A 21419-nucleotide genomic window follows, 5' to 3' on the forward strand; every position below is an offset into this window, starting at 1 on the left:
GGTTTTCGCTGCGCTCGAGGGCGCGGATGACGCGAAATGCACGCACAGCCTGCTCTGGCCCCCCGGTCAATGCTTACCGGATGATGAAAAATTTTAGCATAGCGCTCCCACCGGTGCTGGCGGCCAATGCGGTTTCGGGCACCCGTGACGCCCGTCCCATCGGCTCCGCGGGCACTCCCGATGCAACGCTCGACACCAGCCCGACGCACGCCGGATCAACGCCTTTCGATGAACAGATCGGTGCCGACCGCGCAGAAATCAAGGACTGGCTGCGGCTGTGCCACACGCCGGGCATACCGCCGGCGGCGGTGCGACGTCTGTTGGCGGCCTTCGGCCTGCCCGGCGAGATCTTCGGCGCGTCGCGCGCCGCGCTGACGGATGTCGTGCCGGCGAACATCGTCGCGCGGCTGCTGGCCCGTATGTCCGTCGAGCTGGAAACGCAGATCGCCCGCACCGTCGCCTGGGCAGAGCGGCCGGGATGCACGGTCGTCACCCTGTCCGAACCGGCGTATCCGCGCGCCTTGCTCGCGCTCGGCGATGCGCCGCCGATCCTGTATTGCCGGGGAGACATCCGTCTGGCGAGCCGTACGGGCAACGCGGGATGTGAGGGCAATCCCGGCGACATGGCGGCGGCCCTCGTCGGCAGCCGACGCGCCACGCCGCAGGGACGCGAGAACGCGCGCCATTTCGCCCGGGCGCTGGGCGACGCAGGCATCACGATCGTGTCGGGACTTGCCGCCGGCATCGATGCGGCCGCGCATGAAGGCGCACTTGAGACGGCCGGCAGCACGTGCGCGATCATCGGCACCGGCGCGGACATCGTCTACCCGTCGCGCCATCGCGCCCTGGCCGAACGGGTCGCGCAGCGCGGCCTGCTGTTGTCCGCGTTTCCTCTGGGCACCCCGCCCCGGCCCGACCACTTCCCGCGCCGCAACCGGCTGATTGCCGCGCTCGCGCGGTGCACTGTGGTCATCGAGGCCACGACGCAATCCGGCTCGCTCATCACGGCGCGTCTGGCCGGCGAACTGGGCCGCGACGTGCTCGCCGTGCCCGGCTCGATCCACGCGCCGCAGAGCCGGGGCTGCCACGTCCTCATCCGGGACGGCGCGACGCTCGCTATGTCGCCCGATGATGTGCTCGAAGCGATGGGCCTCGCACGCCCCGTGGCAGCGACGAACATCGGCCGGGCCAGCGAAGACCGTGACGGTGGGGGCGGTGGGGACGGTGGCAGTGGTGGCGACAGCGGCAGCGGCAGCAAACAGCGCCGCCCCCTCCCCCGGCCAAGGCCCGCCGATTTCGCGTCGAGTGTGCGCGGCGCTCAAGCCTCTCAAGGCCGCGATGACGGGAACGTCTGCGGCCAGCCGCCTGTCCATGCCACCATGGCAACCCCTCCCTCCCTGACGAGCCCGGCGCCCGAACCGCCGCCGGGCACGGCAGCGATCCTGCAAGCGCTGGGGTATGATCCCGTCAACGCGGACACCCTCTGCGAGCGCACCGGCCTGGGCATCACCGCCGTACTGGCGCAGCTTGGCGTGCTCGAACTCGATGGCCGGATCACGCGCCTGCCGGGCGGCCGGTTTGCCCGGCTGACAACCCGCAACGAGCGCTAGCCGCAGCGCGCACCCGAGCGTCTCCCCCAAACACTCGAATACCGACACTACCGACACCATGCCCGTTTTCGATCCCGTCGCCGACCGTTCCGCGCTTGCCGCTGCGCTGGCCGATGGCCATACGCGTCTCGTGGCTTGTTTGTGCGCGGCGTGGTGCGGCACGTGCCGCGAGTACGCGCAGACGTTCGAGCAGTTGGCGGCGAAGCATCCTGAGCTCTGTTTCGTCTGGGTGGACATCGAGACGCATGCCGATTGGCTCGACGATCACGACATCGAGAATTTTCCGACCCTGCTGGTGCAGGACGCCCCCCAGTCGGCCGGACAGGCGCGCTTCTTCGGCCCCGTGCTCCCGGCCATCGGCATTCTGGAGCGTATGCTCGACGCCAGCGTGCTGGGCAACGCGACCGTTGTCGCCCCCGCGCTTCGCGAGCATCTGCTCGACGCCCGATCCGCGACCGAAACCTCCCGATAGTGCCTGCCGGAACGGGGCGACGGGAGGCACGCACACCGCGAGAGACCGGACTGCGGCGCGAGCGCTGCCCCGTTAGGCCCGCCCTTGCCGCCGGCTTGCGACGCGCTTATGATGTGCCGCTTTCAGGCACGCCTTGTGCCCGATCCGACGGCAACGCCGGATTGGCTATATGTTATAAAGCCAACGAATGTCGCTTGGCGACACCCCCTCAACACTACCTAACGTCATGTCAAAAGCTCTGATCATTGCCGAGAAACCGTCTGTCGCGAATGACATCGCGCGGGCGCTGGGCGGCTTTACCAAGCATGACGAGTACTTCGAGAACGACGACTACGTCGTCTCGTCGGCGGTTGGCCACCTCGTCGAAATCGGCGCGCCGGAAGACTATGAAGTCAAACGCGGCAAGTGGAGCTTCGCCAACCTTCCCGTGATTCCCCCGCACTTCGACCTCAAGCCGATCGCCAAGAGCGAGTCGCGCCTGAAGGTGCTCACCCGCCTCATCAAACGCAAGGACGTCGACGTCCTGATCAACGCGTGTGACGCGGGGCGCGAAGGGGAACTGATTTTCCGCCTGATTGCCCAGCACGCGAAAGCGAAGCAGCCGGTCAAGCGTCTGTGGCTTCAGTCGATGACACCGCAGTCGATCCGCGACGGCTTCCATCGTCTGCGCACCGACGACGACATGCTGCCGCTGGCCGACGCCGCACGCAGCCGCGCCGAAGCCGACTGGCTCGTGGGCATCAACGGCACACGTGCCATGACCGCCTTCAACAGCAAGGGCGGCGGCTTCTTCCTGACGACGGTCGGTCGCGTGCAAACGCCGACGCTGTCGATCGTGGTCGAGCGTGAAGAGAAGATTCGCAAGTTCGTCTCGCGCGATTACTGGGAAGTCAAAGCGGAGTTCGTCGCGGCAGCCGGCTTCTATGAAGGCCGCTGGTTCGATCCGAACTTCAAGCGCAACGAATTCGATCCGGAGCAGCGCGACTCGCGGCTGTGGAGCGTGGCGGCGGCCGAATCGGTCGTAGCCGCAGTGCGCGGCAAGCACGGCACGGTCACGGAAGAGTCGAAGCCGTCGAGCCAGCTCTCGCCGCTGCTGTTCGACCTGACGAGCCTGCAGCGCGAAGCCAACAGCCGCTTCGGCTTCTCCGCCAAGAACACGCTGGGTCTGGCGCAGGCGCTGTACGAAAAGCACAAGGTGCTGACGTACCCGCGTACCGACGCACGCGCCCTGCCGGAAGACTATCTCGACACCGTCAAAGAAACGATGACGGTGCTCAAGGAGAGCAACAATTATCACCAGTTCGCCAACCAGGTTCTGAACAAGGGCTGGGTCAAGCCGAACAAGCGGATCTTCGACAACAGCAAGATCAGCGACCACTTTGCCATCATCCCGACGCTGCAGGCGCCGAAGAACCTCTCCGAGCCGGAGCAGAAGCTGTACGACCTCGTGGTCAAACGCTTTCTGGCCGTGTTCTTCCCGGCCGCCGAGTATCAGGTGACGACCCGCATCACGGAAGTGGTCGGCCATCACTTCAAGACCGAAGGCAAGGTGCTCGTTCAGGCCGGCTGGCTTGCCATCTACGGCAAGGAAGGTGCGGACGACGGCAAGGAGGGCAAAGACACCAAGGAAGAGCAGCCGAACCTCGTGCCGGTCGCCAAGGATGAGAAGGTCGGCGTAGACAAGGTGGCTGCGGTGGGTCTGCAAACCAAGCCCCCGGCGCGCTACAGCGAAGCCACGCTGCTTTCCGCCATGGAAGGCGCGGGCAAGCTCGTCGAAGACGGCGAACTGCGTGAGGCCATGGCCGGCAAGGGTCTTGGCACGCCGGCCACGCGCGCGGCCATCATCGAAGGCTTGCTGACGGAAAAGTACCTCGTGCGCGAAGGCCGCGAGCTGCATCCGACGGCCAAGGCCTTCCAGTTGATGACGCTCCTGCGCGGCCTCGGTGTGGACGAACTCACGCTGCCCGAACTCACTGGCGAATGGGAAGCCAAGCTCTCGCAAATCGAGCGCGGCGGCCTCAAGCGTGACGAGTTCATGCACGAAATCGCCCAAATGACGCAGACCATCGTCAAGCGTGCGAAGGAATACGACTCCGACACCATCCCCGGCGACTATGCGACGCTCAGCACGCCGTGTCCGCATTGCGGCGGCGTGGTCAAGGAGAATTACCGCCGTTTCGCGTGTACGAACTGCAACTTCTCGATCTCGAAGATTCCGGGCGGACGTCAGTTCGAAATCCCCGAGGTCGAAGAACTGCTCAAGAACAAGACGATCGGACCGCTCTCGGGGTTCCGCAGCAAGATGGGGCGTCCGTTCTCGGCCATCATCAAGCTCTCGCCCGATGACGAAATGGGCTACAAGCTCGAGTTCGACTTCGGCCAGGACAACGGCGACGAAGACGGCGAAGCCCCGGACTTCACCGGTCAGGAACCGGTCGGTCACTGCCCGAAGTGCAACGGGCGCGTGTTCGAGCACGGCATGCGTTATGTCTGCGAAAACGCCGTGGCCAATCCGAAGACCTGCGACTTCACGTCCGGCAAGGTGATTCTCCAGCAGGAAATCACCCGCGAGCAGATTCACAAACTGCTCACCGAGGGCAAGACGGATTTGCTGACGAACTTCAAGTCGTCGCGCACCGGCCGCACCTTCAAGGCTTATCTGGCCAAGCAGAAGGACGGCAAGATCGGCTTCGAATTCGAGGCGAAGGCCCCGAAGAAGACGGCAGCGAAGGCTGGCGCCGAGGCAAGCGAAGGGGACACCGGCGAAGAGAAGGCCGCCCCGGCACGCAAGACGGCGGCGAAAACCGCCGCAAAGACCTCAGCGGCCAAGGCCCCCGCCAGGAAGGCGGCTGCCGGGAAGACGACCGCGAAGGCCAAACCGGCGACGAAGTCAGCGGCTTCGGAGGCTTCGGGCAAGTCGGACGATGCGTCTTTCGACGAGGACGACGCACCGTTCTAAGTACGCGACGCTCACGCGTCATCGCCTCGTGCCCCATGACACCGGGGCAATGAAAAACGGCCACTTCCTCACGGAGTGGCCGTTTTGCCATCTACCATCTGCAACGCTCACGCTATCACGCGCTCACACCGTCACAGGGAAATTTCCGCATTCGGCGTGGTCGGCGACGGCAGCTTGGGCGGCACCCAGCGTTCTGCGGCCGAAATGCCCTCGTTCTGACGGAAATACTCGACCGTCAGATCGATGAAGCCGCGCGTTTTCGCCGACAGATACTTGCGGCTCGGGTAGACGAGCGAGACGTCGACCGGCGTCTGCGTGAAGTTGCGCAGCAGCGCGACGAGATCGCCGTCGCGCACATCGTTACCCACCAGATACGACGGCAGGAACGCAATGCCGTGCCCCAGCAGCACCGACTGACGCAGCAGCGCCGTGTTGTTGCAGATGAACTTGTTCTGCACGCGCACGCGCACTTCGCCGTCCGGGCCGGAGAACACGCGATCGTCGCTCCAGAAATCGTTGGGTAGGCCCAGCACGCCGTGCTCGCCTAGCTCCTGCGGCGTGACCGGCTCACCGTGCTCCGCGATGTAGGCGGGCGACGCGCACAGCATCACGCGCGTCTCGGCAAGCACACGCGAAATCAGGCTTTCGCTGTTGATCATGCGCGTGAGCAGAATGCCGCAGTCGTAGCCTTCTTCCACCAGGTCGATGGCGCGGTCGGTCAGCGTGAGATCGACCACGACCTTCGGATGCATCTCCTGATACTTTTTGACGAGCGGCGCGAGGTTGCGCAAACCGAACGAGACCGGTGCGACGACCTTCAAGGTGCCTTTGGGATCGCGCGAGGCGCTGGAGATGAGGGCATCGGCTTCGTCGACGTCGTCGATGATCTGCCGGCAGCGTTCGAGATACACCTGCCCCGCGCCGGTGAGCGAGAGGCTACGGGTGGTGCGGTTGAGCAGGCGAACGCCGAGGTGCGATTCGAGTTCTGCGACGTGCCGCGTGACCACAGCGGCAGACAGATCCATCTGGGCGGCGCTACGGGCAAAACTCCCGTTATCGGCCACTTTGACGAAAACGCGCATCGATTGCAGACGGTCCATGTTGTTTCCAATCGTGATGTACCGCGTCGTTCCGGCAAAAACGAGTATGGGCGGACCGGCAATCTACCGGCACTGCGGATACCCGCGGGCACCGGTCGGACCGCCGCCCCGGACCGTTCCGGGGCGAGCCTCGCGCGTGCCGCCAGGGCTGTCGACACGGCGGGGGACTTCAATAGAGCAGCAATAAGGACGTAGCTTACCGTAGGCGTCAAAAAATTGCCTGACGCGGCAATGATTTCGACGCACGGCAGCGGTGAGGCATGCGCACTGTGGCGCACGAATGCGCTGGCGACGGTGCATTTCGCGCAATGCCCTCGCGCTTCGCACCTTTTGCCCGCAGCTTGCATGCCGTCGACCGGGTGTTTGACGCAGGTCACGGCGTCTCGTTCACCGCGAAGCTACAGTCGGGATATCACATCCTGTTACAACGCTTGCTAATGAACCCGCTTCCCATATTGTCGACGCCTTGTGCAAACGCCCCTGACGACCCGCACGCTGACACCCCGTGCCCCGGCTGCGCGTCTCGCACCGCGGCAGACGGTGAAGCCCGCTCAAGCTGCAAAACCCTCGCTACCCGCGCCTGCGCTCCCCAGACGTCCCCCGCTGCCCCCGCCGATCCGATTCCCTTCGACGCTCGCCTGCTCGGCCGATACGACGTGAGCGGCCCGCGCTACACGTCGTACCCCACTGCACTGCAATTTCGCGACGATTTCGGCGCCAGCGACTATGCCCGCGCCGCCTCGCAGTCCAGGCGCACCGGCAAGCCCGTCTCGCTCTATCTGCACGTTCCGTTCTGCGACACCGTGTGCTTCTATTGTGCGTGCACCAAGATCGTCACGAACAATCGCACCCATGCCGACGCCTACGTGGTGCGCCTGCACGCCGAGATCACACGACAAGCGTCGTTGCTCGGCGCAGGCCGCGCCCTCGCGCAAATGCATTGGGGCGGCGGCACGCCAACGTTCCTGTCACTGGAACAGATCGCGTCGCTCATCGACGCGATTCGCCGTCAGTTCGTCATGACGCACGACGCGAGCGCGGAATACTCCATCGAGATCGATCCGCGCAGCGCCGGGCCGGCGTCGATTCGCGCCCTGCGTGCGCTCGGCTTCAACCGGCTGTCCATCGGCGTGCAGGACTTCGATCCCCGCGTTCAGGCGGCCATTCATCGCGTGCAGCCGCGCGCGCTGGTCGAAGCCACCCTCGACGCCGCACGACGCTGCGGCTTCAAGTCGGTCAATTTCGATCTGATCTACGGTCTTCCGCACCAGACCATGGCGTCGTTCTCGGACACCCTCGACGCCGTGATCGAGATGGCCCCGGAGCGGCTGTCGGTCTTCAGCTACGCGCATTTGCCCGGGCAGTTCAAGATGCAGCGCTGCCTGCCCGACGCCTTGCCGGACGGCCCGCAAAAGCTCGCGCTGCTGCAAATGATCGTCGCCCGGCTGAGCGCGGCCGGTTACGTCTATATCGGGATGGATCACTTCGCGCGTCCCGGCGACGAACTCGCGCTCGCACAGGCCGCGGGCACGCTGCATCGCAATTTTCAGGGCTACAGTACGCGGGCCGATTGCGATCTCATCGGCGTTGGCATGTCGGCGATCGGACGCGTGGGCGACTGCTACGCGCAGAACGCCAAGACCCTGAAGACGTATTACGAAGCCATCGATGCAGGCGGCCTCGCCATCGCGCGCGGCGTGCGACTGGAGGCAGACGACCATATCCGGCGCGACGTCATCTCCCGTCTGATGTGCCACATGGCGCTGGATTTCAGCACCATCGAGCAAGCGCACGACATCGATTTCGTTGCCTACTTCGCCAGCGAGCTCGGCGAATTGGCCGATCTCGCCGCCGACGGCCTCGTAGCAATCGACGCCCGCGGGCTGCGCATTCTGCCCGCCGGGCGTTTGCTGGTGCGTGTGGTGGCACAGGTCTTCGACGGTTATCGCGGCAGCGCCGCCAACGCGCATTGCGCGAAAATCATCTGAGCGAGAGACGACTCGCCTGGCGCGCATCGCACATCGCGTATCACGTATTGCGTCGCCCGGAAAACAAAACGCCCGGTGGGATCTCCACCGGGCGTTTCTCATTCCCAACGCCATCGAAGGATTATCGATGTCGCCGGGGAATGTCCATCAACAGCACCGTCCGCCGAGCTTGCCGCCGTAACGCGCTTCCTGCCGTTCGCGGAAGAACGCCTCGTAGCTCATGACCGGCTGATCCGGATGCGTGGCCTGCATGTGCGCCACATACGTGTCGTAATCGGGCAGGCCGACCATCAAACGCATGGCCTGCCCCAGATACCGACCGACTTTGCCCACTGTACCGGCTTCATCGAGCATGGTGTCTCCTCTACCGTCTCTCGGACTTCCCGGCCCTCACACCCGGCCGCCCGCGGGCATCGGTTCGAACGGCGTTTCCTTGGCCGTCGGCCGATTCGCGCGCCGGGCAATCAGGATGGTGCGCAGACCGAATGCCGCGACGGCCACCACCACGAACATGAACAGACCGGCGAGCGTGGCGTCGACATAGTCGTTGAATACGACCTGCTGCATCTGTGCCATCGACTTGGCCGGGGCAAGCAGCTTGCCATCGGCAATCGCGGCCTGATACTTCGCGGCGTGGGCGAGGAAGCCGATCTTCGGGTCCGGGTCGAACATCTTCTGCCATCCGGCGGTGAGCGTGCAGGCGAGCAACCACAGCGTCGGCAGGATCGTCACCCAGGCGAAGCGCTCGCGCTTGAGCTTGAAGAGCACACAGGTCGCCAGAATCAGCGCAATCGCGGCCAGCATCTGGTTGGAGATACCGAACAACGGCCACAGCGTGTTGATGCCGCCCAGCGGATCGACCACGCCCTGATACAGGAAGTAGCCCCACGCCGCCACGCACAGCGCCGTGGCGATCAGGTTCGCGGGCAGCGATTCCGTGCGCTTGAGCGACGGCACGAACGTGCCCAGCAGATCCTGCAGCATGAAGCGCCCGGCACGCGTGCCTGCATCGACTGCCGTCAGAATGAACAGCGCTTCGAAGAGAATCGCGAAGTGATACCAGAAGGCCATCATCGCTTCGCCGCCTACCACCTGATGCAGGATATGCGCCATGCCGACAGCAAGCGTGGGGGCACCGCCCGCGCGCGAGATGATCGTGTTCTCGCCGACGGCTTGCGCGGTGGCGGTGAGCACGTCCGGCGTGATGGAGAAGCCCCAGCCCGAGACAACTTGCGCCACGGCTTCCGGCGTCGATCCGATCACGGCTGCCGGGCTGTTCATCGCGAAGTACACGCCCGGATCGATCACCGAGGCGGCAACCAGCGCCATGATGGCGACGAACGATTCCATCAACATGCCGCCGTAGCCGATGAAGCGCGCGTTGATTTCGTTATCGAGCAGCTTGGGCGTAGTGCCCGACGAGATCAGCGCATGGAAGCCAGACACCGCACCGCACGCAATCGTGATGAACAGGAACGGGAACAGCTTGCCCGACCAGACCGGACCACTGCCGTCGACGAACTGCGTGAGCGCTGGCATCTTCAACTCGGGCGCGACGACCAGAATGCCGATGGCGAGTGCCAGAATCGTGCCGATCTTCAGGAACGTCGACAGGTAGTCGCGCGGCGCGAGCAACAGCCACACCGGCAAGACCGAGGCAACGAAGCCGTAGCCGATCAGCATCCACGTGAGTTGCTTGCCGTCGAACGTGAACAGCGGCGCGAGGGCTGCGCTGTCGTGCACGCTCTGACCGAAGTAGATCGCGGCCATGAGCATCACGAAGCCGATGATCGACACTTCGCCGATGCGGCCCGGACGAATGAAACGGGTGTAGACGCCCATGAAGAGCGCAATCGGAATCGTCAGCCCGACGGTGAAGGTGCCCCAGGGCGAACCGGCCAGTGCCTTGACGACGATCAGCGCCAGCACGGCGAGAATGATGATCATGATGAGGAACGCACCGAACAGGGCGATCACACCGGGAATCATGCCAAGCTCGGCCTTCACCAGATCGCCGAGCGAGCGACCGTCGCGACGCGTCGAGATGAACAGCACCATGAAGTCCTGCACGGCGCCGGCAAACACCACACCCGCGAGAATCCACAGCATGCCCGGCAGATACCCCATCTGCGCGGCGAGCACCGGCCCGACGAGCGGGCCCGCGCCGGCAATGGCGGCGAAATGGTGACCGAACAGCACGTAGCGGTTGGTCGGCACATAGTCCAGACCGTCGTTGTGACGCCATGCCGGCGTCATGCGGGTGGCGTCGAGTTGCGCCACACGCGTGGCGATGAACTTGCTGTAGAAACGATACGCGATCAGATACACGCAGATGGCTGCGATCACGATCCAGAGTGCGCTGATGGTTTCGCCGCGCGATAGTGCCACCGTGCCGAGCGCGCACGCGCCGACGACGGCCACCGCTGCCCAGGGCAGTTGTTGCCAGATGCGATTCATTGTCTCTCCTCCGAACTGCCTGCTTAAGGCAGCAACCCGGGACGGCGCCGTTGCAGCCCCCTCCCGCCTCTTGGGGTGACGTCGGGTCGACGTCGTGAATCGTGGCGCTCCCGTAACCCGCTGCGCCGGCCCCTCTTTCGGGGGTGTCAGGACAGCGAGGGCCGATGACGTTACGCACGGAAACTGTGTGCGGACATGCGAACTTGGCGCACATCTGCACGACACACGCGCAACACACGCGCAGTATTTGCGCGTTACACTCGGCGGCCTCAGCCACGATTCGGCGTGTAGTATTGGCGTTTGCCCGCCGCGCCACAAGCGCGAAACTACGCAGGTTCGCTACGTGCTATTACGTAACGCCAGCCTCTGAAACCAGCGAAACGCGGCATTGCAAGCTTTCCGAATGCCATGAATCTCCGACAGAAATTTTTCGTCCTGTCGCTGCTGCCGGTTGCGTTGGCGATGGTTGCCATCGCGCTTGCCGTGCGACACCAAGGTAACGAGCTTTCGCGCGCACAGCACGAGGCCGTGCAAACCACATCGCTGGCCAACAAGCGGGCCGAGCTGCTGCATTACGTGGGCCTCGCGCGTAATGCCATCGAGCCGCTGTACGACGGCCCCGATACCCCCGCTGCACGCCAGGCCGCCCTCGCCACGCTGGCCCGCATGGAGTTCGGCAAGGACGGCTATTTCTTCGTCTACGACCTTGAGGGCCGCAGCCTGATGCATCCGCGTCAGCCCGAACTGGTCGGTCATAACCTCTGGACACTCACGGACGAATCGGGCGCGCCCACGATTCAACGTCTGATCGCCGCCGCCCGCGCCGGAGGCGGCTACGTCCAGTACGCGTGGGAGAAGCCATCGCGTCAGAAGATGATGACGCCCAAGCTCAGCTACGTTATCTCGCTGCCCCGCTGGAACTGGATGATCGGCACCGGGATTTATCTCGACGATGTCGAAGCCACGCTGCGCGAGTCGGACGATCGTGCCCAGGCGAACATCGACAGCACCCTGATCTGGGTCACGCTCATTGCCTCGACGTGTCTGGCCATCGTCGGCTTGTGCGGACTGGTCGTGAATATCACCGAACTCAAAACTGCCGACGCGAAGCTGCGCCAGCTCGCGCGTCAGGTCGTGGAGTCGCAGGAACTCGAACGCTCCCGTATTTCGCGCGAATTGCATGACGGCATCAGCCAGCTTCTCGTCTCGGTCAAGCTGCTGCTCGAATCCGCGTCGATGCGCCTGCCGGGCTCACCCGCAGCCGCCAGCACAACGCTTAGCGTCGCCATCGAGCGGCTGAACGGCACCCTCGGCGAAGTACGGCGCATTTCGCAGGCGCTGCGCCCCGCAATGCTCGACGATCTGGGTCTGGCCGCCGCGATCGACCAGCTCGCCCGGGAATTCGGCTCGCACGCCGGGCTACCCGTCGAGATGAACGTCGAAGGCGAAGCCACCGCGCTCGACGACAATGTCAAGACGATGCTCTACCGTATCGCGCAGGAAGCGCTGACCAACATCGAGCGCCATGCGCAGGCGTCGCGCGTGTCGATTCTGCTCATCTTCAAACCCGACGGCATTCACCTGTCGATTGCCGACGACGGACGCGGTTTCGACGTGACCGATGTGCATCACGACCCCAGCCACGGCATCGGTTTGCGCAATATGCGCGAACGTCTCGATGCGGTTGGCGGCGCACTCGACATTCAATCGTGGCCCGGCCTCACCACTATCAGCGCGTGGGTTCCGCTCACGCCTGCCGCCGTAAAAGCGGCACTTCGCGCAACCTCTCGCAAATGATGCAAGCTCATCCCATCCGACTCCTGTTGATCGACGACCACCCACTCGTGCGCGACGGACTGCGTGCGCGATTCGACGCCTCTCCCAACTTGCAGGTCGTCGGCGAGGCCGGCAATGCGGAGGAAGCGCTCACGCGGGCGAAAACCTCGTCGCCGGATCTCGCGCTGATGGACATCAGCATGCGCGGCACGAACGGCATCGAGCTGACGGCGCAGTTTCGCGAGCAGTTTCCGCACATCGCCGTGCTGATTCTGTCGATGCACGACAACGCGGAATATGTACGCCAGGCGGTGCGCGCCGGTGCGCGTGGCTATGTGCTCAAGGACGCTCCCGCGCATGAGATCGTCACGGCCATCGAACGCGTAGCGCGAGGCGACGCCTACTACAGCGCCGCCATCGCCGCGCGCGTGGTGCAGGCCTCGACATCGCACGCCCCGATCGACTCGCTCACACCGCGCGAGCGCGAAATCCTCACACGCATCGCGCACGGACTGGCGAACAAGCAGATTGCGACGGAGATGGATTTGTCGGTCCGGACAGTGGAAACGCACCGGCTCAACATCAAACGTAAGCTCGGCATCGAAGGGCAAGCAGAACTGATCAAGTTTGCGGTGGAGAATCGGCTGTAAGTCCCACGACTCGATAAGCGACGCCTGTCGAACATCATTTCTGTACCGGAGCGCTCTCACTCCACGCTGCAGCTCGCCCATCGTAATCACAGATAAAAAGGCGTTGTGCTTTCAGCCGATCGGTCATTCTCATGAAGCGCTGAACGCCTTCATCGCCACCGCCGCCCTTCCGGCTCTCGCTGATGACGTTCGTGTCGAGTGAATACATGAGGATTCAACCAACTCAGTTGATGCGTTCGAAGTCGCTATCGAGGCCGACGTTCGGCATAGCTCGCTGCGCTTCGCCCAAGGACCGAAACCTGGGTACTCGCGCCACCCTGTCCAGAATTTGCAGCACTTCCTCCTCCGGCGTTCTTCCACCCTGAGCAGCCCTCGACTCAATCGAGCGCATCAATGGCTCATCGATTCCCTCAATCAACATCATATGCATGACGCATCTCCTTCTGCGTGAAAACAAAAATCGTCGTCCGAATCAAACATTCGAACAATGAAGGAAATGCTAGCACCGGGAGACTTTCGAAAACCGACCGAAGCGCTGCCTGACGAGCCTTTCGGAACGTTCACAAGACAATAAAAAATCCCGCCGACGTTACCCCTCGGCGGGATCGTGTTGCGCACTTCGATGGCGCGCGATCAGCGCGCCATCATTCCTGCATCAGACAAATCAAGACTTCAGACGACGCTCGATGTCGGCCTTGGTATCGAGCAACGCTTGCGGCAGATGATGCTTGAGCGTGTCGAACAGTTCCGCGTGGAGTTTCAGTTCTTCATGCCATGCCGTCGCGTCCATCGAGGTCACGTCGTGGAACTGCGCCGGGGTGAACGACAGGCCGTTCCAGTTCAGATCTTCATAGCGCGGCGTGATGCCGAATGCATTCTCCACGCCCTGCGCGGTGCCATCGATACGGCCGAGCATCCATGCGAGCACGCGCATGTTCTCGCCGAAGCCCGGCCACACGAACTTGCCGTCGGCGCCTTTGCGGAACCAGTTCACACAGTAGATCTTCGGCAGCGTCGCACCCGTCTTGTCGAGATGGGCGCCGGTGTCGAGCCAGTGCTGGAAGTAATCGGCCATGTTGTAGCCGCAGAACGGCAACATCGCGAACGGGTCGCGACGCACCACGCCCTGCTGGCCTGCCGCCGCGGCGGTCGTCTCCGAGCCCATCGTCGCGGCCATGTACACGCCTTCGGTCCAGTCGCGCGCCTCCGTCACCAGCGGCACGGTGGTCGAGCGGCGGCCGCCGAAGATGAACGCATCGATCGCCACACCGGCCGGGTTTTCCCAGTCGGCGTCGATCGACGGGCACTGCGAAGCCGGCGCCGTGAAACGCGAGTTCGGATGCGCCGCCTTGCGGCCGGTTTCCTTCGCGCTCTCCGGCGTCCAATCCTTGCCCTGCCAGTCGATCAGATGTGCGGGCGGCGTGTCGGTCAGGCCTTCCCACCACACGTCACCGTCGTCGGTCAGTGCGACGTTGGTGAAGATCACGTTCTCGCCCAGCGTCGCCAGAGCGTTCGGATTCGTCTTCTCGCTCGTTCCCGGTGCCACGCCGAAGAAGCCGGCTTCCGGGTTGATCGCGTACAGACGGCCGTCGCGGCCCGGCTTGATCCATGCGATGTCGTCGCCGATGGTCTCGACCTTCCAGCCCTCGAAGCCCTGGGGCGGAATCAGCATCGCGAAGTTAGTCTTGCCGCAAGCCGACGGGAACGCTGCGGCGACGTGATACTTCTTGCCCTGCGGCGACGTCACGCCGAGGATCAGCATGTGTTCGGCCAGCCAGCCTTCGTCGCGGCCCATCTTCGAGGCGATGCGCAGCGCGAAGCACTTCTTGCCCAGCAGCGCATTGCCGCCGTAGCCCGAGCCATAGCTCCAGATTTCGCGCGTTTCCGGGAAGTGAACGATGTACTTGGTGCTGTTGCACGGCCATGCCACGTCCTGCTCGCCGGCTGCGAGCGGCTTGCCCACCGTGTGCACGCAGGGCACGAACTCGCCATCGGTGCCGAGCACGTCGTACACCGCGCGCCCCATGCGCGTCATGATGCGCATGTTCACGGCCACGTACGGCGTGTCGGACAGCTCCACACCGATGTGCGCGATCGGCGAGCCGAGCGGGCCCATTGAGAACGGCACGACGTACATCGTGCGTCCGCGCATGCAGCCTGTGAACAGGCCGTCGAGCGTGGTGCGCATTTCACGCGGATCGATCCAATGGTTGGTCGGGCCAGCGTCTTCGCGCGTCTCGCTACAGATGAACGTGCGGTCTTCCACACGCGCGACGTCCGACGGATCGGACAGCGCGAGGAACGAATTGGGGCGCTTGGCGGGATTGAGCCGCTTCATCGTGCCGGCGGCCACCATCTGCTCGCACAGACGGTCGTACTCCCCTTGCGAGCCGTCGCACCAGACGACACGCTCGGGCTGGGTGATCGCCGCGATGTGCGACACCCAGTCGATCAGCTTGCGGTGACGCACCCAGGCGGGCAGATCACGAGTTGCAACATTGGACGAGGAAGAGGCGTTGAGCGCGTTAGCGCTCACACTGGCTTGCGTCATGGGGGTTGTCTCCATGCAAAGTCGGAAATCGAAGCGGACGTCGCTTATCCGGCGGGTGCGAGCACCGGTCGTCCTTTTATGCGGGCATTGCGGGCACCTTGAGTTGCCGGGCAAACCTTCCGGGCGGGGACACCGGATGGGCGATTTTTTCCATCGTGTTTCGGCGGTTTCGCCATGGTTGCCAGGACACCTGCCATACTATGCAAAACGAGGCGTCAGCATACCACCGCAGAAATAGCGCCGGTGCTGCGTCGCAACAAGGCCGGCGAGGGGTTTTCCCCATCCGACGCCGCCATGTCAACGACCAGTACGACCGCCCGACGCGGCGGCCTCCGACAATTATTCCGTCTGCGCTGGACGCCCCCGTCCCGCGCGGATTCGATTACGTTTTGCCATGAAAATTGCCATTCTCGACGACTATCAGGACGCCGTTCGCAAGCTCGACTGCTTCTCTTTGCTGGCCGGTAAAGACGTCAAGGTCTTCAACAATACCGTCAAGGGTGTCGTGCAACTCAGTGCCCGGGTCGGCGAAGCCGAAGTGCTCGTTCTGATCCGCGAGCGCACCGCCATCACCGCCCAGCTCATCGACAAACTGCCGCGTCTGCGGGTCATCAGCCAGACCGGACGCGCGGGCAATCACATCGATATCGATGCCTGTACCGCGCGCGGCGTGGCCGTGCTCGAAGGGGTGGGCTCTCCCATCGCACCGGCCGAACTCACCTGGGCGCTGATCATGGCCGCCCAGCGCCGCATTCCGCAATACGTCTCCAGCCTCAAGCACGGCGCCTGGCAGCAATCGGGCCTCAAGTCGTCGAGCATGCCGCCGAACTTCGGTCTGGGTCAGGTGCTGCGCGGCCAGACGCTCGGCCTCTGGGGCTACGGCAAGATCGGCCGTCTTGTGGCCGGTTTCGGCAAGGCGTTCGGCATGGAAGTGATGGTGTGGGGCCGCGAGGGATCGCGCGAAGCCGCCGCGGCCGATGGCCTGCGCGTGGCGAACAGCAAGGAAGAACTCTTCACGCAAAGCGACGTGCTGTCGCTCCACCTGCGCCTGAACGACGAAACGCGACATCTCGTCAAACTCGATGATCTGCTGCAGATGAAGCCGACCGCGTTGTTCGTGAACACGAGCCGCGCGGAGCTGGTGGACGAAAACGCGCTGATCACCGCGCTCAACCGGGGACGCCCCGGCATGGCCGCCATCGACGTGTTCGAGAGCGAGCCGATTCTGCAAGGCAACCCGCTGCTGCGCCTCGAGAATTGCGTCTGCACGCCGCACATCGGCTACGTCGAGCGCGAAAGCTACGAGCTGTACTTCCGCGTGGCCTTCGAGAACATCGTCAATTTTGTGAACGGCGACCGGTCGCACGTCTTGAACCCGGCGGCATTGCTCGGTTTCGGGCGCTGAGCCGTCACTGCGGCGCGCCCGACACAAGCGACGAGCGCGCCGTCGGCGTCATCGAGTCCAGATGACGCAGGAAGGTCTCGCCGTCCTTGCGGCCCAGCGCGAACGCCGGCGCCATCCTCTCGGGACGTGTGTAATCCCAGCTTGAAATCGGCACGGGCTCGGACGGCTGCACATACAGCCGGTCCTGCACGCCGTGATGCTGCGTGAAGATCTGCGGACGCGGATAGCGACGCGTCACCAGCACCAGCACCTGCCCCGGCGTGGCATCGAGTGCGTCGACAGGCACGTTGTCGACCATGCCGCCATCGAGCACCGCTCGCCCGCCACGTCGCAAGATTGGCGTGAACGGCGGTGTACATGACGATTGCAGCATCAGATCGGCCAGCTCAGCCGTAGTCCGGCAATCCTGCGCGCGCACGAACTCGGGACGAAAACCGAGGCTTCGGGCAAGCGTCGGATGCAGGGTGCGACGCACGTGTTTGTCGATGTTGTAGGCCACCAGGCCCGCCGCGGTTGCGGTACGCGGTCCGAGCCAGCGCGGGATGTGCGACAGGCCCACGCGAATCTCCGGCCCCGCTGCGAGCTTGTCGAGCTGGCCGTCATAGATGTCGAGCAGCGCCTGCCGGTAAATGCGGTAATGCGGAAACACCCGCTCGCGTCGCAGCAGATTTCCCCAATACGCGTTCTTGTGGTTGCCCGCGAGCGCCTGCCGGTAGTAATCCATCACCCAGTCCGACGCCCGCATGTGCAACATGCACGCCGTGGCCGCGCCCGCCGAAATCCCGGTGATCACGCGCGGACGCAGCGGCACCTCGCGCACCACACGCTCCCAGAACCCCGCCTGCCACCAGCAGCGATTGCCGCCCCCGGCAAATACGATCTGATCGAACATTTGTCCCCCGGAGCTATCTCGTTATCACGCAATAACGCCATCAAAGCCATCAAAGCAGCGCGTAAGTCGTCGTCGCATGCACGGCCATCTTGCCCGACGCATCGAAAACCTCGATCTCGCCGAACACCAGATTCTTGCCCCGACGCAGAATCCGCGCGATCACGCGCAAATCGCCATCCGTGACAGGGCGCATGAACTGCGTGTTGAGCGTGACCGTCGTCATCGGCTGGAAGCCGCCAAGCGCGGCGCATAGCGCCACCACCATCGCGGTGTCGGCCACCGCCATGAAGACCTGCCCGCAGATCACGCCGCCGCCGTGCTTGAATTTGGCGTCGAACGGCATGCGCAATTCGCTTTGTTCCGGCCCCAACGCCTCGATCTGCAAATTCAGTTGTCGCACCCAAGGCGAGACGATTTCATCGAGCATCTTCTGCGCTTGCACCCGCTCCATCCTGTCTTTCCTCCATGATTGTCGTGACGCCGATGATAGCCCCAAAACAACAGCGCCACCCGGTGAGGGGTGGCGCCTGCGTCATGTGCCGGATGTCGAATCGCGTGCGCTTATCCGTTGGTCTTGTCCTGATGGATGCGCTCGCTCTGATGATTCTCGCGATGCTGGATGCCGGCCTGCTCGCCCGTGCTCACATGCCCGTTACTGGCAGCGTGCGCCTCGGCATGATCGACATGCGCCTGGCCTTTCTCGAGACTGCCCACCTGCTTGTTGTTCAACGTGCCGGCGGCTTGCCCCTGCGCAATGCGCTTTTCCTGATTGACGTTGCGCTGGACATCGGCCTGCAAACGCTCGGACGACTTCGACGTCGGATTCGCCACGCGGTCGTTATGCTTGAGCTGATCGATCTTCGCGCTCTCGTGGTTCTGCGCGTTGGCAATGCGGGCCTTTTGCGCCGCCGTGTCGCCGGTGCGATCGGCATGGGCCTGCATCCTGTCGATCTTCGCCTCGCCCTTCTCCAGGCTCGACGCTTCCTTCGTCGTCAACTGACCGCTCTTCAGCCCATTCTCGATGCGCTGCTGCTGGTTGATGTCGCGCGCCGTCTCGGTCGCAGTGCTCTGGGCGAACGCCTGCGAGGCGAACACACCGCCGAAGGCAACGGTCAGGGCGCTCAGAATCAGAGTTTTACGAACGTTCATGATGGAATCCTTAATTGCGTGTGGGCTTGAGCTTCGTCACTGCTTTGCATATTCCTGAACAGGCTATCGACCGAGTATGTCCAGCGTGTCGACGGGCATGACGGGAATGACGGGGGACTCGGCTGGCTGGCGGGATTGCCGGCGATTTGCCGCGTCCTTGTACGGTTTAACGACGCGGACGATCGGCGCGCCGACAGCCGTCTTGTAACAAGGCAGTCCGAAAAGTAACGGCGTGTAATCCGGGCATACGGCCCGATTGACGCTATGTCCATGAAATCACTGGGGCCCCCGCAGACAGCGCCGTAACGATTTGATACAGTGGTGCCCATTTGGCCGGCACGCCCTACCGTAAAAGCGCGCCACTTCGTTACCTGTCAGCCCCCTTACGCGAACAAGCGCGTCCAGAAGGAGCCTTCACCATGCAGAGCACCAGAGACGATCTCGGCAAACTGATCCTGCGCCTCACCCTCGGTATCCTGCTGTTGTTTCACGGCGTCAGCAAAGTCATCAACGGTGTCGGATTTATCGAAGGCATGATCACTTCGCACGGTCTGCCGGCATTTCTTGCTTACGGTGCCTATCTGGGTGAAGTACTCGCCCCGGTGCTGTTGATTCTCGGCGTGCTCACCCGCCTGGGCGGCCTGCTCGTGGTGGCCAACATGCTCGTCGCCTTCTCGCTCGTTCACCTGAGCCAACTGGGCGATCTGTCGAAGACCGGCGGCTGGGCGCTGGAGCTGCAAGCGTTCTTCCTGTTCTCGGGGCTGTGCGTCATGCTCTTCGGCGCTGGCCGCTACAGCATATCGGGCGGCCGCGGCGCCTGGGACTGATTGGGAAGAATCCCGAAACCCGGCAACGGGAACCTGACATCGCACTGCAACACGCGGGCGTCATCACGGCCCGCCCCTGTCGATCTTCGGCACGGGCGGGCCGAGTCATTTCGGAATATTGCGAATGCGGGCCCTGGTAATGTCGGGTAATACGCCGGTTGCACTTTGCAACTTGTTAGGCTGGCTGATGACTTACTCTGAAACTGCCAATTCCGGCAGTATCAAAAGGAGTCAATACCATGCGCAAACTGAAGATCGCCGCCGCGTCGGCAATCGTAGCCGCCTCCGCGATGTTCGGCGTCGCCCATGCGGCCGACACCCCTGCGCCGGCCACCGGACCGCATGCCGCCATGCACCACATGCGCGGCGACCACGGCCCCTGGGGGCTGGGTAACATCAGCAAGCTGCACGATCAACTGAAGCTCAACGCGCAGCAGGAACAAGCCTGGCAGCAGGCGGTGGCCACGTCGAAGCAGAATCGCGACGCCATGCGCAAGAACGGCGAGCAATTCCGTCAGATGTTCGCGCAGGCGAAGGATCAGCAAGTCCTCGATCTGGCCGGCATGCGTGCCGCCCGCGAGAAAGTGTTCGATCAGAACCGCCAGCTTCGCAGCCAGACGGAAGACGCGTGGCTGAATGTGTATAACGGTCTGAATAACGACCAGAAGACGCTCGTGAGCAGCGCTATCAAGGCGCGCTGGGCCAAGATGAAGGCCTGGCACGAGAAGGCGATGCAGCATCGCGGCCAGATGCACAAGGGGGCTCCGGCACCTGCCGGCCAAGCACAATAAGCGCGAGGCCAGCGCCGCCGGGCGCAAGTGCCCGGCATATCGTGGAACGCCCGGTCCCTCAGTGGGGATCGGGCGTTTTTTTGCTCAGGTCTCGCTCCAGACCCGCAACAGGTTGTGATAACAACCAACGAGCGTGCGACGCGCCGTTTCGTCGGCATCGGTCGCGTTCAGACGCTGGATCGCGTTATCCATGTCGAACAGCAACGTGCGCTGTGTGTCGTCGCGCACGAGGCTTTGCACCCAGAAGAAACACCCCACCCGCACGCCACGCGTGATCGGATTCACGCGATGCAGGCTCGTCGCCGGATACAGCACCATGTCGCCGGCCGGCAGCTTCACCTGATGCGCACCGTATTGATCTTCGATCACGAGTTCGCCGCCGTCGTATTCGTCCGGTGACGCGAGAAACAGCGTGGCCGAGATATCGGTGCGAATCCGCAGGCCGCTGCCCGGCTGCAGACGAATCGCGCCATCGACGTGATTGCCGAAGTGCATGCCTTCGCCGTAGCGGTTGAACATCGGCGCATAGACCTTGTTCGGCAGCGCTGCGCTGATGAACAGCGGATTGCGCTCCAGCGTGGCCAGCATCAGGTCGCCGAGTTCGTGGGCAACGGGCGAGCGTTCGTCGATCTGCTGATTCTGTTTGACGGGCGCGCCCGTGTAGCCTGCGGTGGCGAGCCCATCGACCCAGGCATCGCCGGCATTGTCGAGCGTGGCGCGAACCCGGCGCACTTGATCGGCGCTCAGGACATTCGGTATTCGGAGCAGCATCGGCGGACATCCCTCGAAGAA

19 protein-coding genes are annotated in these 21419 nt (G+C 63.7%); 9 read left to right on the forward strand and 10 right to left on the reverse strand.

What is annotated here, in order from left to right:
• The first annotated feature begins 113 nt into the window (after window positions 1–113).
• The 3 genes from dprA to ACIPHM_RS17115 all read left to right on the forward strand — a co-directional run bounded on the left by dprA (window position 114) and on the right by ACIPHM_RS17115 (window position 5041).
• A complete protein-coding gene (gene dprA, locus ACIPHM_RS17105; RefSeq protein WP_400330456.1) occupies window positions 114–1610 on the forward strand; it encodes a DNA-processing protein DprA in 1497 nt (498 codons plus the stop codon).
• Between the two features lie 58 nt (window positions 1611–1668).
• On the forward strand, window positions 1669–2082 hold the full coding sequence (locus ACIPHM_RS17110; RefSeq protein WP_400330458.1) for a thioredoxin family protein: 414 nt from the start codon (window positions 1669–1671) through the stop codon (window positions 2080–2082).
• Window positions 2083–2308: 226 nt separating this feature from the next.
• Window positions 2309–5041 (forward strand): DNA topoisomerase III, encoded by a 2733-nt coding sequence (locus ACIPHM_RS17115; RefSeq protein ID WP_400330461.1) that lies wholly within the window; start codon window positions 2309–2311, stop codon window positions 5039–5041.
• A 131-nt stretch (window positions 5042–5172) separates the two neighbouring features.
• Here the strand turns inward: ACIPHM_RS17115 and ACIPHM_RS17120 are convergent, their stop codons facing one another.
• Window positions 5173–6141: a LysR family transcriptional regulator gene (locus ACIPHM_RS17120; RefSeq protein ID WP_400330464.1), complete on the reverse strand. Its 969-nt coding sequence runs from the start codon at window positions 6139–6141 to the stop codon at window positions 5173–5175.
• 620 nt (window positions 6142–6761) lie between these two features.
• On the opposite strand from ACIPHM_RS17120, the gene hemN reads away from it, so the two are divergent.
• Window positions 6762–8129 (forward strand): oxygen-independent coproporphyrinogen III oxidase, encoded by a 1368-nt coding sequence (gene hemN, locus ACIPHM_RS17125; RefSeq protein WP_400330876.1) that lies wholly within the window; start codon window positions 6762–6764, stop codon window positions 8127–8129.
• A gap of 147 nt (window positions 8130–8276) precedes the next feature.
• Here the strand turns inward: hemN and ACIPHM_RS17130 are convergent, their stop codons facing one another.
• Window positions 8277–8483, reverse strand: a complete 207-nt coding sequence (locus ACIPHM_RS17130; protein ID WP_400330466.1) for a YbdD/YjiX family protein — start codon at window positions 8481–8483, stop codon at window positions 8277–8279.
• Window positions 8484–8519: 36 nt separating this feature from the next.
• On the reverse strand, window positions 8520–10586 hold the full coding sequence (locus ACIPHM_RS17135) for a carbon starvation CstA family protein (RefSeq protein WP_400330468.1): 2067 nt from the start codon (window positions 10584–10586) through the stop codon (window positions 8520–8522).
• A 408-nt stretch (window positions 10587–10994) separates the two neighbouring features.
• Here ACIPHM_RS17135 and ACIPHM_RS17140 point away from each other — a divergent pair, with 408 nt between their 5' ends.
• On the forward strand, window positions 10995–12383 hold the full coding sequence (locus tag ACIPHM_RS17140; RefSeq protein WP_400330471.1) for a cache domain-containing protein: 1389 nt from the start codon (window positions 10995–10997) through the stop codon (window positions 12381–12383).
• A complete protein-coding gene (locus tag ACIPHM_RS17145) occupies window positions 12380–13012 on the forward strand; it encodes a response regulator (RefSeq protein WP_400330473.1) in 633 nt (210 codons plus the stop codon). The genes ACIPHM_RS17140 and ACIPHM_RS17145 overlap by 4 nt, the downstream gene beginning before the upstream one ends.
• A 34-nt stretch (window positions 13013–13046) precedes the next feature.
• Here the strand turns inward: ACIPHM_RS17145 and ACIPHM_RS17150 are convergent, their stop codons facing one another.
• From ACIPHM_RS17150 to ACIPHM_RS17160, 3 genes are all read right to left on the reverse strand, one after another.
• Window positions 13047–13220, reverse strand: a complete 174-nt coding sequence (locus ACIPHM_RS17150) for a hypothetical protein (RefSeq protein WP_400330476.1) — start codon at window positions 13218–13220, stop codon at window positions 13047–13049.
• Window positions 13221–13235: 15 nt separating this feature from the next.
• Window positions 13236–13442: a DNA-binding protein gene (locus tag ACIPHM_RS17155; RefSeq protein ID WP_400330478.1), complete on the reverse strand. Its 207-nt coding sequence runs from the start codon at window positions 13440–13442 to the stop codon at window positions 13236–13238.
• A 234-nt stretch (window positions 13443–13676) separates the two neighbouring features.
• Complete coding sequence (locus ACIPHM_RS17160) at window positions 13677–15563, reverse strand: phosphoenolpyruvate carboxykinase (GTP) (RefSeq protein WP_400330480.1); 1887 nt, start codon at window positions 15561–15563, stop codon at window positions 13677–13679.
• Window positions 15564–15957: 394 nt separating this feature from the next.
• On the opposite strand from ACIPHM_RS17160, the gene ACIPHM_RS17165 reads away from it, so the two are divergent.
• Complete coding sequence (locus ACIPHM_RS17165; RefSeq protein ID WP_400330483.1) at window positions 15958–16968, forward strand: D-2-hydroxyacid dehydrogenase family protein; 1011 nt, start codon at window positions 15958–15960, stop codon at window positions 16966–16968.
• 4 nt (window positions 16969–16972) lie between these two features.
• On the opposite strand, the gene ACIPHM_RS17170 is transcribed toward ACIPHM_RS17165, so the two are convergent.
• The 3 genes from ACIPHM_RS17170 to ACIPHM_RS17180 form a co-directional block, all read right to left on the reverse strand.
• Window positions 16973–17860, reverse strand: coding sequence for a patatin-like phospholipase family protein (locus tag ACIPHM_RS17170; RefSeq protein WP_400330486.1), 888 nt, complete (start codon window positions 17858–17860; stop codon window positions 16973–16975).
• A 49-nt stretch (window positions 17861–17909) separates the two neighbouring features.
• Window positions 17910–18311 (reverse strand): PaaI family thioesterase, encoded by a 402-nt coding sequence (locus ACIPHM_RS17175; RefSeq protein ID WP_400330488.1) that lies wholly within the window; start codon window positions 18309–18311, stop codon window positions 17910–17912.
• A 110-nt stretch (window positions 18312–18421) separates the two neighbouring features.
• Window positions 18422–19009 (reverse strand): hypothetical protein, encoded by a 588-nt coding sequence (locus ACIPHM_RS17180; protein WP_400330491.1) that lies wholly within the window; start codon window positions 19007–19009, stop codon window positions 18422–18424.
• Window positions 19010–19428: 419 nt separating this feature from the next.
• Here ACIPHM_RS17180 and ACIPHM_RS17185 point away from each other — a divergent pair, with 419 nt between their 5' ends.
• Entirely contained in the window at window positions 19429–19836 is a 408-nt protein-coding gene (locus ACIPHM_RS17185) for a DoxX family protein (protein ID WP_400330493.1), read from the forward strand.
• Window positions 19837–20075: 239 nt separating this feature from the next.
• Complete coding sequence (locus ACIPHM_RS17190) at window positions 20076–20627, forward strand: periplasmic heavy metal sensor (RefSeq protein ID WP_400330496.1); 552 nt, start codon at window positions 20076–20078, stop codon at window positions 20625–20627.
• Window positions 20628–20711: 84 nt separating this feature from the next.
• Here ACIPHM_RS17190 and ACIPHM_RS17195 read toward each other — a convergent pair whose 3' ends face one another.
• Complete coding sequence (locus ACIPHM_RS17195) at window positions 20712–21398, reverse strand: Fe2+-dependent dioxygenase (RefSeq protein WP_400330498.1); 687 nt, start codon at window positions 21396–21398, stop codon at window positions 20712–20714.
• Window positions 21399–21419 lie beyond the last annotated feature (21 nt).

This window comes from Pandoraea sp. NPDC087047 (assembly GCF_044745225.1).
Classification (GTDB): domain Bacteria; phylum Pseudomonadota; class Gammaproteobacteria; order Burkholderiales; family Burkholderiaceae; genus Pandoraea.